Genomic DNA, 12,879 nt, shown 5'->3' with positions numbered 1-12,879 from the left:
TTTTAAAAATGAGAATAATTTTAGCAGAAGATAATGACATCCTACGCAAATCATTATCTTTTTTCTTAGAATCAAAAGGATTTAGTGTAGACCAGTATTCGGATGGAAAAGACGCACTAGATGCCATCGAAAAAAATGAATATAACCTTGTTTTAACCGATATAAACATGCCCGGAATCAGCGGTATGGAAATTACCCAGTACATAAGGCAGACGCTTAAATCTGATATTCCGGTCATTATTCTGACTTCCTCGGGTGTAGAACAGACAGAACTGGATTCTTTTGATATTGGCGCAAACGAATTTATAGCCAAACCTGTAAGCCCGGCCGTGCTTTTAGTGAGAATTAATAAATTACTAAATACTCGTTTTTGATGAAATTTATATATTATTCAATACTCCTGCTGTTTATTTCCTGCATTGCAATGGGACAGGAAATCAATGCCGATGAAACAATGGCAAATGTAAAACGCGAAGTCGAAAAAGGGAATTTTGATAAAGCTTTATTGCTTATAGAACCTCTGCGCGCCAAATATCCGCAGGATGAAGATATACAAATTTACACCGGAAGAATTTACAGCTGGAAAAAAGACTATAAAACAGCTTCAAAAATATTGTCGCCAATGGCTGACAGAGTTAATCCAAATCCGGAAGCCTTGCAGGCAGTTATAAATACTTATTTCTGGTCAGAAGAATTTGATAAATGCATTACCTATTGCGATAAATATTTAGTGTTGAACCCAAATGACAGCGAAGTTTTAAAAACAAAAGTAATCTGTCTGGAAAAACTCAACCGCGATCAGGAAGCTTTAGAAATTATCGACGGACTTCCTGTAACCGAAAACAGCACGCAGGCCTTTAGAGGAATCAGAACTCTGATTGGGCGTAAAGCCAAAAATGCCGTATCAGCTTCTTATCTAAACGTTTCAAGTTCAGATCCGGGACAATCTCCGTTTCATTACGGTTATGTCGAATACTCACATAAATTCAGCAAATCAGCAATTGTGGGTCGTGCCAATATAGGAAACATCAGTAATGATACACAAATGCTTTTTGAAACCGATTTTTACCAGACCTTCTCCAACAAAAGTTATTTGTATGCCAATGCCGGAGTTTCAACTGGAGAAACGGTTTTTCCTATGGCAAAAGCAGGTTTAGAATATTATTTCAAACCTTATAAAAAGTTCGATTACTCGCTGGGAGCCCGATTTATGCATTTTGATACAGACGATATTACCCTCATTACCGGACAGCTGGCTTATAATGCCGGAATTTATACAATGGCATACAGACCATATTACGATACATCAAACGAATTGTTTTCGCACGTATTAAGCATACAGAGAACCAATGAAGAAAAAGAACGCATAATACGACTGGAACTTCAGTACGGAAATGTGCCGTACCTGTATCTTTACAACGGTTTTACACAGCCTTTAAAAGCCTACAGGGTAGGAATCCAGTATCAGCACCGCATTGGAGATTCGTTTTTTGTACGTCCAATATTTCTTTATGAAGACGAAGAATATACACCCGGACAATACAGAAACAAGTTTAACGTACAAGTAATTGTGACAAAACGTTTTTAAGATGGAAGAACTCTGGGAAATATATAGAAACGGACATTGGGTTATACCTTTTCTGCTGTTTTGTATCTATTCATTTGTATCGGCCTCATTTATTCTCTATCTCGTGATTGTGGGAAGCCGAAACAAGAAAATAAGAAGAGAAAAAAAACGTGCCGAATACGCTGTACTGATCGAAAAAATAATGTTTTCGGTTGTTTTTGAAGACTTCCGTTTTGCAGCGCTTAAAGAAGATAAAAACTTTTTGGTTCTTTTTGATACCTTTTTCTTCAGAGAAGTGATGACAGAATCTGTTATCAATCTCCATAAAAATTACGAAGGCGTTTATGCACAAAAACTGGAACAGTTTTACAAAGAATCCGGATTAATCAAAGATTCCTTTAAGAAACTAAAAAGCTATAAATGGGAGGTAAAATGCAAAGGAATTACAGAGCTGGCAGAGTTTAATATACACGACGCTTTTGATGAAATAATTCAGTTTTCCAAAGCCCGAAACAAAACCTTAAAAATTACCGCTATAAATGCCTGTATTAAACTCGAAGGAACAAAAGGAATCGTGCATCTTACAGAACATCCTGATCCTATCGACGACTGGACGCAGTTAAACATTATCAGCGCTTTTAAAAAGCATGATATAGGCGATACAAAAGGCGTTGAACTTTTACTGGAATCACAAAACACCACTGTTATAGCACTGGGATTAAAGCTTATTAAAGAACTTAAGCTTACACAGAAAGTACCGTATGTTGCACAACTTGCAGCCAGAACTCCCAATACGGTAATAAAATATGAAGCGCAGAATGTGCTGCAGACACTGACAGTTTAAATTTAAAATGATGACTTTTTTTAATAGTGAAATAACTTGGTTTATAGATGTATACATTATACTTATACTTGCTTATGCAATATTAATCATGTCTTCATATTTGATGCTGGCCTATCTTTCTACAAAAGAGCTTAGAAATTATCTTAAAAAAAACAGTTTTGTTGATTACGAAGTACTCTTAACCAGCGAATTTGCTCCTAAACTATCCTTAATAGCACCTGCCTACAATGAAGGTTTTACAATCGAAGAAAATGTAAAATCCCTATTGTCTTTAAACTACAATAACTATCAGGTTATAGTGGTAAACGACGGAAGTAAAGACAATTCGATGGAAATCCTGATCAATACCTACAACCTTGTCCTGACCGAACTGGAGATTCACGGGCAGATCGAAACAAAAAAAATCAGAGGAATTTACACTTCAAGAAATGCCGCATTTAAAAAACTGATCGTAGTTGACAAAGAAAACGGCGGAAAAGCAGATGCGCTCAACGTAGGTTTAAACATTGCACAAAATCCGTATGTAGTCTGCATTGATGTAGATTGTATTCTCGATAAAGATTCTCTTTTAAAACTGGCAAAACCTTTTCTGGAATCGCACGGAAAACGAATTATTGCAACCGGAGGTGTGGTGCGAATTGCCAACCAGTGCGTGATCAAAAACGGCCGATTGGTAGAGGTGAATATTCCAGATGTAATGCTGCCGAGAATTCAGGTTTTAGAATATTTAAGAGCATTTCTTTTAGGCAGAATGGCATGGGGAAGACTCGATGGTTTGTTGCTGATAAGCGGGGCATTTGGTGCTTTCGACAAAGAAATTGCCATACTTTCAGGTGGTTACAGCACCAAAACTGTGGGTGAGGACATGGAACTTATCGTAAGAATGCGTCGCTATATGCTCGAAAATAAACTTCCGTATTCTGTAAGTTACATTCCGGACCCGCTTTGCTGGACAGAAGCGCCGGAAGATTTCAAAATTTTTAAAAAACAGCGCAGCCGCTGGATGAGAGGCACAATTGAAACCCTGAGTTTTCACAAAAAAATGTTCTTTAATCCAAAATACAAATTGTTGGGAATGCTAAGCGTGCCTTATTGGACTTTATTTGAATTCCTGGCTCCCGCAATTGAATTTATCGGACTTTTAATCACGATTTTATTTATAATATTCGGATTGCTCAACTGGCATTTTTTCTTCTTACTTGTGCTTTTTGTGTATTCATTTGCAGTTTTCTTTTCGGTTATCGCTTTGTACAGCGAAGAACGCACGTATCATAAATACCCAAAACAGGCCGATTTTTTCAAACTGCTTATGGCTGCTTTTATAGAACCTTTGTATTTTCACCCGCTTACAGTATACGCTGCTTTAGTAGGTTACAAAGAAAAAATGATGGGATCAAAGGGCTGGGGCGAAATGACACGAAAAGGTTTTACCAAAAAATAATAAAATCAGCTATTCATCTTTTTTTATTAAATTTGTTACAGAGGAGTTACAAAACAGACTCTCCTAAAATTCAATAAAACTATAACTGACTAAATGAGTACAACAGCTTCAACGATATCTTCAGGTTTTCTTAACGATATAAAAACACAAACAGCAGATTCACATACAAAACTGGAAAGACTTCCTGTTTCGGCATCGATTATTTCCCCAGACATGAAATTAGAGGATTATACCTTTTATTTAAGTCTTATGCACGATGTTCATAAAGATACCGAAGAACTCGTTTTTCCTTTGCTTTCAGGCATTATAGAAGATCTGGAACAAAGAAAAAAGAAACAGCTTATCGAGGACGATCTTTCCTATCTTAATTATACTAAAACCAGTTCGGCTAAAGTATTTCAGGATGCAAAACTAACAGTACCATTTGCTGTTGGAATTTTGTATGTAATGGAAGGCTCTACGCTGGGCGGCAGATTTATTCTGAAAAATGTTTCAACATTTCCGGAACTTTCAAACGGAAAAGGCGTTTCCTATTTTAATGGCTACGGCGATAAAACCGGAAGTTTCTGGAAAGCTTTTCTAAATTTCATGGCACAGTATGAAGAAGAACATAATTGCGGCGATGAGATTATAGAAGGAGCAAAATATGCTTTTGACAGCATCTATAATCATTTTGAGAGCGTTCAGAGATAATGAAGATTAAAGATATTGTTAATCGTGACATTGTTAACCTGACTAACTGTGAACACGAGCCTATTCATATTCCCGGTAAAATTCAGCCTCACGGTTTTCTAATTGGTGTTACAGCCGATTGGAAAATTGATTTTTGCACACAAAATATTTCTTCCTTTGTAAATGTAACCCATACAGATGCTTTGGGAAAAAGTTTTGCGTCTGTTTTTGGTTCCGATGAAGAAAAGCAGATTATTGAATACATCAACGAAGATAAAATTCAGGATGTATTTCCACTTGAAATCGAACTTCTGGGGAAATTATTCCAGATAAGCATACACAAAAGCCATGATAACTATGTTCTGGAAGCAGAACCTCAGTTTCCGGACAAAGAAAAACTGGTTGATGTATATACCCAGACAATTCAGTTTGTAACCCAGATGAACAACACCAAATCACTTAAAGATTTGTGTGCACTTGTAGCAGAAGGAACGCGTGAAATAACAGGATATGATCGTGTTATGATTTATCGTTTTGATGAGCAGTACAACGGAGAAGTCTTTGCAGAAAGCTTAAGAGAAGACCTCGAACCTTTTTTAGGACTGCATTACCCGCATACTGATATTCCGCCTCAGGCAAGGGAATTGTATATTAAAAATCAGCTCAGGCTTATTGTGGATATTGGATACGAACCGGTTCCCATTTTTACGATTGACGATAAAGAAGATAAAAACCTCGATTTAAGTCTTTCGATCCTTAGAAGCACTTCGCCTATTCATGTTGAATATCTAAAAAATATGGGGGTGGGCGCAACCCTGACTATTTCGCTTATTCACCGCGACAGACTTTGGGGATTGATTGCCTGTCATCATTATTCAGAAAAAAATATTTCACCAGAAATACGACTGGCAGCCAAACTTCAGGGACAGTTTATCACCTCTCAGATTGATATAAGAGAGACCAATGACGAATATACCAGCGCACAAAAATCGTCTCTTGCTTTAGAACAATTATCAGGGCTTGAAGTGCCTTTAGTGCAGGAATCGCTCGAAATTATCGTAAAAGCCCCCCAATTACTCGATATTTGTAATGCAGCGGGTGTTTCGGTTATTTCAAAAGGTAAAATTTATAAAAACGGACAGACACCTTCGGACGAACAGATAACGTTTCTTTTAAACTGTATTGAAAGTCAGGAAACCAACGGCGTTTTTACTACAAATAAAATCAGTGATTGTTTCTCTGAGATAACAGCCAATGTTAATTTTGCCGGTATTATCTACCACTCTCTGGGCAATAACGACCATATTGTCTGGTACAGACCGGAAACCATCAAGGAAATTAACTGGGGAGGCGATCCTGAAAAAAGTATCGTAAAAGACAATAACGGACTTCATCCCAGAAATTCATTTAACATCTGGAAACAGATTGTTAAAAACCAAAGCAGTATCTGGCGCCGGTACGAAATCAATGCGGCGATTCAGTACGCTCATACACTGCACAATCAGCTTATTATGATTATGCTGAGTGAGGAAGAAGAAAAATACCGTAATCAGAGTGAATTACTGAAAGAAACCAACTCTGAACTCGAAAACATTAACTGGATCAGTACACATGATTTGCAGGAACCATTGCGTAAAATTCAGCTCATTACTTCTAAAATGCTTACTGAACTCGACGTTGTTTCTACAGACAGTATTTCTAATTCTTTGAAACGAGTATCAAAATCAGCGGGAAGAATGAGAGGGCTTTTAGAAGATATCCTAAAATATACCCGAATAAAAAATACGAGAGACAACCTGCAGAAAATTGATCTGAACAAAACTCTGAAAAGCACGCTTAAGGAAATGAATGAAATCATTACCGAAAAGAATGCTGTAATCGAACATGAAAATCTTCCGGAAGTTCATGCCATCAGTTTTTTAATGCAGCAACTGTTTCTTAATATTTTGCAGAACTCATTAAAATATGCATCGCCGGACAGAACGCCGGTTATTAAAATCACAGCTTCGCAGGAACCTGTTCTTATACATCATTTGTATAAAGTGTACTGTTACTGGATTCGTTTTTCGGATAACGGAATTGGATTTGAACAGCAGTATGCCCAGTCGATTTTTAAGGTTTTTACTCGACTTCATAATCAGGAAGAATATACAGGATCCGGAATTGGACTTGCTCTGTGTAAAAAAATAATGCAGGCAGTAGGAGGCGATATCCATGCCGAAGGAAGACCGGATAAAGGTACAGATATCATAATTTATTTCCCGTGTGATCCCGAAGATACCCTTTTAGGATTGTAAGCGAAATACAGCCATTATAAAAAAACTGCGTAAAATCCTGATATTTTACGCAGTTTTTTGTTTATACTATTTTGAAATCTGCGATTATTCAACTTCAAAAATCGCCTGAATTTCTACAGAAGAGTTTACAGGAAGAGAAGATGCTCCAAGAGTTCCGCGGGTGTGTTTGCCTTTTTCTCCAAATATTTCGACCGTTAAGTTAGAAGCGGCATTCATTAAATCAGCATGTTTAGTGTAACCTTCCGGAGTATTGAAAATTCCCGTAAGCTGTACACACTTTTTTACACGGTTCAAATCGCCGTCAACAGCCTCTTTTAAAACAGAAATAACATTCAGCATCGTGATTTTAGAAGCTTCTTTTACCTGATCTTCATTTACATCCTTACCCAGTTTACCCGGATTTACAATAACGCCGTCTTTAAAACTAACCTGATTGATAAAAACTAAATTTCCCGAACGAACATACGGAACATAATTTCCGGCAGGAGCAGGCACCTTTGGCAGTTCGATATTTTTTTGTTTTAAAACAGCATCGATATCGGTTTTATCTTCTTTTTTAATCATTGCAGTCTGAGTTTTAAATGAACCTTTTAATGCCTGAGCCACTTTGGCAAAGTTTTTTCCCTGTAACAGAGCGATTGTACGTTCACTTTCAGCTGGTCTTTGAACTGTTTTTAAAGAAGCCAGACTTCCGGAACCCAAAACGCTGTTTCCAAGCGGTATGTTTTTGTCGATTTTTTCGCTTCCGCGGATGCCATTCGAAACCAGAACCATACCATGAACAGCAAGACTGTTCCAGAAAGACTGCAAAGCAAGTTCTCTGCCGGCACCGCTTCCGGCGGACATAAATACCGCAGCAGGCATTCCTTCGAGAGCATGATTGGTCCATAAATCAACAGTTTTAGATAAAAACTCACTCATTGGCGTGCTTATATTTCCAAAATAAACCGGAGAACCAAATACAATCCCGTCATAAGAAGGCAGCTCGTCTACAGTGGCAGCAGGAATATCTTTCAGTTTTGAATTGGCAGATGGTTTTACTTGTTTAATAACCGCTTTTGCATACGACTCACTTTCGATTCCTTTTGCCAGTTCTTTTGCTAATTCATACGTTCCTCCAGTATCAGAATGAATCAGGATCAATATTTTGGTATTATTTGATTTATCTGTCTGTGCCATAACCTTGGGCACTGTAAATGGTATCAATAAAATCAATAAAAAAGCATACGTTTTTTTCATATAAATTTTCTTTTTAGGTATTAAAAAACAAAGTTAGCTTTGTCGTTTGTATTAAATTTGCCAAAAAGTGTATGCAGAACGTCAAAATAAAATGCGGATTACTGGAAAAGAGCAGAGGAGAATATCATGACGATATACAAGCCGAAGCCTATATCTGGTCTGAAGAAAACTGGAAACACGATGACTATGAACATTCTCATGAACGCCATCAGTTAACGTATGTAGAAGAAGGATACCAGTATTTTCATATCGGGAAGAAAATCTATCTGGTACCGCAGTATCACGTAATCTGGATTCCGTCGAAAATAACACATCAGATTACTTCAGACGCGCGTGAGGTGAATTTAAGACTGATACTGTTCAAATCGGCACCAGATGAAGATTTTTACAATGATGTGCATGTCTTTGCTGCTCCGGCAGTACTAAAAGAAATGCTGCAGTATGCTTCGAGATGGAACAAAGTAGTAACAGAAAATACCAGCCAAATGTCCTTTCTGAAAGCCATGCTGAATAATCTGCCTTATTTTTGCGACGAAAACAGTTCATTGCAGATTCCTGTCCCGTATGATGCTCGTTTAATGCCCGTTTGCAGTTTTATCCGTTTACATTATCAGCAGAACCTCAATCCCGAAGAACTGGCCGAAAGAGCACTTATGTCAGTTCGAAGTCTGCAGCGTATTTTTAAAAATGAAACCGGACTTACACTTCAAAAATACGCTCAGTTAATCCGAATATTAAAAAGTATCGAACTCATCGACAGCGGACAATACACGCTGAGCCAGATCGCTGTTATGATTGGTTACAAAAGTTTAGCCGCGTTTACGAGTTCTTATTTCGCTATAACCAAAACAAAACCGAAGCTGAAAAAATGATGAAACCTTAATATTGTTAGTTATGAAGCCGTTTTATTATCGGCACTTTTGCTTAATAAAAAGACAGTTGAGATAATCAATAAACTTCCTATCCAGTCTATTAAGGAAAACGGAGTCTGAAGCCAGTAAACCGCCAGAATCGTAGCAGCCAAAGGTTCGGCAGATGCTAATAAACTCGCTTTTTGTCCGCCTATTATTTTAACCGAATTCAGATAAAAAGTAAAAGCAATCAAAGTTCCAAATACGATGATAAGTCCTGTGTACAAATACGTAAGCAAATCCCAATGTCCATCTGCCTGCCAGGGAGCTTTTACAAAACTAAACACAAAACCGCCGCAAAACATTCCCCATCCAATTACAACAGAAGGTTTGTATTTATGTAATAATGCAGCCGGTTGTAAAGTATAAACAGCCAAAGCCACAGCAGAACTGAGTCCCAGAAATAAAGCCGTACCGGATATGGCGAGTTTACTAAAATTACCGTGTGTTACGAGAAGCAAAGTTCCAATTACGGCAAGCAATATGGCTAGTATTTCTTTTATTTCGGGCATTTTCCTGAATTTTAAAGCTAGGAAAACAGCGATCATGATAGGACCGCAGAACTGCAGTATGGTTGCTGTTGCCCGCATTAGAATGTTTGATCGCGGCAAAATAGGTATATTGAACAGAGAGCATTCCGGCGATGCTGAAAACCAGTAGTTGTATAACATCTTTTTTACTGTACCAGATTTTGAAAACAGCCGCTTTTTCATAAAAACGGGCATAGATTAATAATATAATTCCCGAAACAAGCATTCGAACCGTAATAAGCCATTCGACATTAACGCCTCTTTCCTGAAAAAGAAACTGACCGAATGTTCCTGAAATTCCCCAAAATATAGCGGCCATAATAGCCAAAACAAACCCTTTTAATATTACTTTATTCATCTTTTATACTTCTAATAATTTTATGAATGCAAAAATGCATCATTATATGAGGTTTTTTTACTTAAATTTGAGGTTCAATCTGCAATTTTGTTTCATTTATGGATGTTTTTGATAAGGCAATACTCGAGATACTTCAGAAAAACAATTTAATGCCGCAACGGGATATAGGCGAACAGATAGGATTATCTCCTGCAGCGGTGCAGCGCCGAATAAAAAGAATGCGGGAAGAAGGCATTATTAAAGCCGATATATCAGTTCTGGAAAGAGAATTTCTGGGAAATCCTGTAACACTGATGGTTGAAGTGTTTCTGGAAAGTGAACAGATCGATCTTATCGATGAAACAAAAAAGTCCTTTGTGTCCTGTGAGGCTGTACAGCAATGTTATTATGTAACCGGAGAATCCGATTTTATTCTAATAATAGTTGCCAGATCCATGTCAGATTATGAAAAACTGACCCGTGAATTGTTTTTTGCCAACAAAAATGTCAAACGATTTAGAACCGTTGTCGTAATGGGAGTAGAGAAGATGGGACTGCATATTCCGATTTAAAAAACAAAACCCATTTCCTTAAAATGTAAAGAAATGGGTTTTGAACAAAATATATAAGAGAAACTAATCCAAATCTGTTCTCAATACCCCTCCGGTACTCGAATTGGTTACTAAAGCTCTGTATTGCGAAAGCCATTTTGATGACAATGGTTTTTTCAGAGGAGTAAATACGGCTCTTCTTGCCGCTATTTCTTCATCAGTTAAATTAACAGATAAAATATACTGATCGACATCGATATGAATTTCATCTCCGTCTTTTACCAGACCAATCATACCGCCTTCGGCTGCTTCGGGAGAAACGTGGCCGATTGAGGCGCCTCTTGTTGCGCCGCTGAACCTTCCATCTGTAATTAAAGCAACCGAACTTCCAAGGCCCATTCCCATAATTAAACTGGTAGGAGAGAGCATTTCCTGCATTCCGGGACCTCCTTTTGGACCTTCGTACCGAATAACCACGACATTTCCGGCTTTTACTTTTCCCATCATGATTCCGGCAATGGCTTCAGCCTGACCGTCAAAACAAACCGCAGAACCGGTAAAAACTCTCGCGCCTGTAAGACCTGCCGTTTTAATTACAGCACCCTGCTCGGCAAGATTACCATATAAAATGGCAAGTCCGCCCACATTGCTGTACGGATTATCAATGGTATGAATAATAGTCGTGTCTTTGATTTCGGCATTGGCAATTTTTTCCAGTAAAGTTTCACCGCTGATCGTCAGATTGTCAAATAAAACACCGGAACCTCTTTTGTTTATTTCTTTCATAACCGCATTTACACCGCCCGCTCTGTTGATATCTTCCATGTGAACGGTGCTTAAACTTGGTGATATTTTGGCGATATGCGAAACTTTTCCCGAGATTGTATTAATGTCCTGCAGCTTAAAATCAACATTGGCTTCATTGGCGATTGCCAGCATGTGCAAAACCGTATTGGTACTTCCGCCCATAGCCATATCAACAGCAAAAGCATTACGTACGGCATTTTCGTTCAGAATATTTTTCAGCCTGAATTTTTCTCTCGAATGCTGATCTTTAGCAATATCGCAGATTCGGCGTGCGGCCTCGCGATACAGCTGTTCACGTTCCGGAGTCTGCGCCAGAATGGTTCCGTTACCCGGTAATGCAATTCCCATTGCTTCCATTAAAGTATTCATCGAATTAGCAGTGAACATTCCGGAACAGCTTCCGCCGCTTGGACAGGCGTTGCATTCAATATCATATAATTCTTCATCGCTTATTTTTCCGGCTTCGTGTTTTCCCACCGCTTCAAATGCCGATGCCAGGTCAATTGCCGTTCCGTTTTTTGTATACCCTTTCGACATAGGACCGCCGCTCACAAAAATAGTGGGTACATCTACTCGTAAAGCACCCATAATCATTCCCGGAACAATCTTGTCGCAGTTCGGGATCGCGATCATAGCATCCAGTTTATGAGCATTCATAACACTTTCGATCGAATTGGCGATAATTTCCCTGCTTGGCAGTGAATATAACATTCCGTCGTGTCCCATTGCAATTCCGTCATCGATTCCAATGGTATTAAATTCAAAAGGAACGCAGCCGTTGGCGCGAATTTCTTCTTTAATAATTTCAGATACTTTGTTTAGGAAAAAGTGTCCCGGAATAATCTCAATAAACGAATTGGCAACCCCTATAAACGGTTTATTGAAATCTTCGTTTTTTAAGCCTGTAGCGCGCAATAAGGATCTGTGGGGCGTTCTCTGAATCCCTTTTTTTACTTCATCACTTCTCATGATAAATACTTTTTAATGTTGTTTTTGTTTTTTTTGATTTAGACAGACAGTTTATATCTGTGATTTTATTCGACTTAATGTTTCGGGCGAAATATTAAGATAGGCGGCGAGATTGGCATTGGATAATCGCTGAATCAGTTCGGGATTGTTTTTAAGCAGGTTTCGGTACCGTTCTGCAGCATTTTGGGTCAGTAAACTACTGAGTTTTGATGTAATTACGGTTAAGCCGTATTCGAGTATATAAATGTACATTTTATCCCATTGCGGAATCGTACTGCGAAGTCGTGAAAAATCTTGACGTGAAATTGCGAGTAAATCGGATGTTTCTACGGCTTCAATATATTCGGTGCTGGGTTCCTGCGAAATAAAACTGACGATAGAAGTAAGGAAAGTGCCTTCAAAAGCCATGAATCGGGTTGCAATGTTATGATCATCTGTACTATAATACAATCTGAGACAGCCTTTTTTTATAAAAAATATTTTGTCGGCAATTGTGCCGCTTTTAAGAAGCTGTTCATTCTTTTTTACCTGTACGAGTTTAAAACAGGAAAGTATGGCGGCAAGTTCGTTTTTGTCTAGTACTAATTTGCTTTGAATTAAAGCTTCAAGCTCACTTATCATGGTCATCGGGGTTAATCTTTTTCAAAAGTAAAAGTTATCGCGGAGAAAAACATTGACAAATGTCAAAATCGGTTTTTTGTTTGCCGAGAATTC

At 38.1% G+C, this 12,879-nt stretch carries 13 protein-coding genes; 8 read left to right on the top strand and 5 right to left on the bottom strand.

All coding sequences use genetic code 11. The features are described 5' to 3' along the window. The first annotated feature begins 8 nt into the window (after positions 1 to 8). From OZP11_RS04460 to OZP11_RS04435, 6 genes are all read left to right on the top strand, one after another. Positions 9 to 374 carry a response regulator transcription factor gene (locus OZP11_RS04460; protein WP_281234023.1) on the top strand — a complete coding sequence of 122 codons (366 nt, stop codon included), beginning with the start codon at positions 9 to 11 and terminating at the stop codon, positions 372 to 374. Beyond that, positions 374 to 1,588 (top strand): YaiO family outer membrane beta-barrel protein, encoded by a 1,215-nt coding sequence (locus tag OZP11_RS04455; RefSeq protein WP_281234022.1) that lies wholly within the window; start codon positions 374 to 376, stop codon positions 1,586 to 1,588. The genes OZP11_RS04460 and OZP11_RS04455 overlap by 1 nt, the downstream gene beginning before the upstream one ends. Position 1,589: 1 nt before the next feature. After that, the gene (locus tag OZP11_RS04450) at positions 1,590 to 2,411 is read left to right on the top strand and encodes a hypothetical protein (RefSeq protein ID WP_281234021.1); all 822 of its coding nucleotides are present in this window, start codon (positions 1,590 to 1,592) and stop codon (positions 2,409 to 2,411) included. 10 nt (positions 2,412 to 2,421) lie between these two features. Continuing rightward, on the top strand, positions 2,422 to 3,852 hold the full coding sequence (locus tag OZP11_RS04445; protein ID WP_281235500.1) for a glycosyltransferase family 2 protein: 1,431 nt from the start codon (positions 2,422 to 2,424) through the stop codon (positions 3,850 to 3,852). Between the two features lie 93 nt (positions 3,853 to 3,945). Beyond that, positions 3,946 to 4,545, top strand: coding sequence for a biliverdin-producing heme oxygenase (locus OZP11_RS04440; RefSeq protein ID WP_281234020.1), 600 nt, complete (start codon positions 3,946 to 3,948; stop codon positions 4,543 to 4,545). After that, positions 4,545 to 6,821: an ATP-binding protein gene (locus OZP11_RS04435; protein WP_281234019.1), complete on the top strand. Its 2,277-nt coding sequence runs from the start codon at positions 4,545 to 4,547 to the stop codon at positions 6,819 to 6,821. Before OZP11_RS04440 ends, OZP11_RS04435 begins: the two co-directional genes overlap by 1 nt. A gap of 84 nt (positions 6,822 to 6,905) precedes the next feature. Here the strand turns inward: OZP11_RS04435 and OZP11_RS04430 are convergent, their stop codons facing one another. Beyond that, a complete protein-coding gene (locus OZP11_RS04430) occupies positions 6,906 to 8,060 on the bottom strand; it encodes an Atu1372/SO_1960 family protein (RefSeq protein WP_281234018.1) in 1,155 nt (384 codons plus the stop codon). Positions 8,061 to 8,131: 71 nt separating this feature from the next. Between OZP11_RS04430 and OZP11_RS04425 the strand changes: the two genes are divergently transcribed. After that, entirely contained in the window at positions 8,132 to 8,932 is an 801-nt protein-coding gene (locus tag OZP11_RS04425; protein ID WP_281234017.1) for an AraC family transcriptional regulator, read from the top strand. Positions 8,933 to 8,952: 20 nt separating this feature from the next. On the opposite strand, the gene OZP11_RS04420 is transcribed toward OZP11_RS04425, so the two are convergent. Next, on the bottom strand, positions 8,953 to 9,483 hold the full coding sequence (locus OZP11_RS04420; RefSeq protein ID WP_281234016.1) for a DMT family transporter: 531 nt from the start codon (positions 9,481 to 9,483) through the stop codon (positions 8,953 to 8,955). After that, positions 9,410 to 9,859 carry a DMT family transporter gene (locus OZP11_RS04415; RefSeq protein ID WP_281234015.1) on the bottom strand — a complete coding sequence of 150 codons (450 nt, stop codon included), beginning with the start codon at positions 9,857 to 9,859 and terminating at the stop codon, positions 9,410 to 9,412. Before OZP11_RS04415 ends, OZP11_RS04420 begins: the two co-directional genes overlap by 74 nt. A 98-nt stretch (positions 9,860 to 9,957) precedes the next feature. Here OZP11_RS04415 and OZP11_RS04410 point away from each other — a divergent pair, with 98 nt between their 5' ends. Next, positions 9,958 to 10,410: an Lrp/AsnC family transcriptional regulator gene (locus OZP11_RS04410; RefSeq protein ID WP_281234014.1), complete on the top strand. Its 453-nt coding sequence runs from the start codon at positions 9,958 to 9,960 to the stop codon at positions 10,408 to 10,410. Between the two features lie 63 nt (positions 10,411 to 10,473). Here OZP11_RS04410 and ilvD read toward each other — a convergent pair whose 3' ends face one another. Further along, on the bottom strand, positions 10,474 to 12,165 hold the full coding sequence (gene ilvD / locus OZP11_RS04405) for a dihydroxy-acid dehydratase (RefSeq protein WP_281234013.1): 1,692 nt from the start codon (positions 12,163 to 12,165) through the stop codon (positions 10,474 to 10,476). Positions 12,166 to 12,216: 51 nt separating this feature from the next. Then, positions 12,217 to 12,786, bottom strand: coding sequence for a Crp/Fnr family transcriptional regulator (locus tag OZP11_RS04400; RefSeq protein WP_281234012.1), 570 nt, complete (start codon positions 12,784 to 12,786; stop codon positions 12,217 to 12,219). Positions 12,787 to 12,879 lie beyond the last annotated feature (93 nt).

It is taken from the genome of Flavobacterium gelatinilyticum, from assembly GCF_027111295.1.
Classification (GTDB): domain Bacteria; phylum Bacteroidota; class Bacteroidia; order Flavobacteriales; family Flavobacteriaceae; genus Flavobacterium; species Flavobacterium gelatinilyticum.
The sequence above is the reverse complement of the archived record's forward strand: the minus strand, read 5'-3'. Positions and strand labels throughout refer to the sequence as shown.

Bases quoted from the DNA above. Each gene is read 5' to 3' on its own strand.
- OZP11_RS04460 (WP_281234023.1), top strand. From the start codon at position 9: ATGAGAATAATTTTAGCAGAAGATAATGACATCCTACGCAAATCATTA.
- OZP11_RS04455 (WP_281234022.1), top strand. From the start codon at position 374: ATGAAATTTATATATTATTCAATACTCCTGCTGTTTATTTCCTGCATT.
- OZP11_RS04450 (WP_281234021.1), top strand. From the start codon at position 1,590: ATGGAAGAACTCTGGGAAATATATAGAAACGGACATTGGGTTATACCT.
- OZP11_RS04445 (WP_281235500.1), top strand. From the start codon at position 2,422: ATGACTTTTTTTAATAGTGAAATAACTTGGTTTATAGATGTATACATT.
- OZP11_RS04440 (WP_281234020.1), top strand. From the start codon at position 3,946: ATGAGTACAACAGCTTCAACGATATCTTCAGGTTTTCTTAACGATATA.
- OZP11_RS04435 (WP_281234019.1), top strand. From the start codon at position 4,545: ATGAAGATTAAAGATATTGTTAATCGTGACATTGTTAACCTGACTAAC.
- OZP11_RS04430 (WP_281234018.1), bottom strand. From the start codon at position 8,060: ATGAAAAAAACGTATGCTTTTTTATTGATTTTATTGATACCATTTACA.
- OZP11_RS04425 (WP_281234017.1), top strand. From the start codon at position 8,132: ATGCAGAACGTCAAAATAAAATGCGGATTACTGGAAAAGAGCAGAGGA.
- OZP11_RS04420 (WP_281234016.1), bottom strand. From the start codon at position 9,483: ATGCCCGAAATAAAAGAAATACTAGCCATATTGCTTGCCGTAATTGGA.
- OZP11_RS04415 (WP_281234015.1), bottom strand. From the start codon at position 9,859: ATGAATAAAGTAATATTAAAAGGGTTTGTTTTGGCTATTATGGCCGCT.
- OZP11_RS04410 (WP_281234014.1), top strand. From the start codon at position 9,958: ATGGATGTTTTTGATAAGGCAATACTCGAGATACTTCAGAAAAACAAT.
- ilvD (WP_281234013.1), bottom strand. From the start codon at position 12,165: ATGAGAAGTGATGAAGTAAAAAAAGGGATTCAGAGAACGCCCCACAGA.
- OZP11_RS04400 (WP_281234012.1), bottom strand. From the start codon at position 12,786: ATGATAAGTGAGCTTGAAGCTTTAATTCAAAGCAAATTAGTACTAGAC.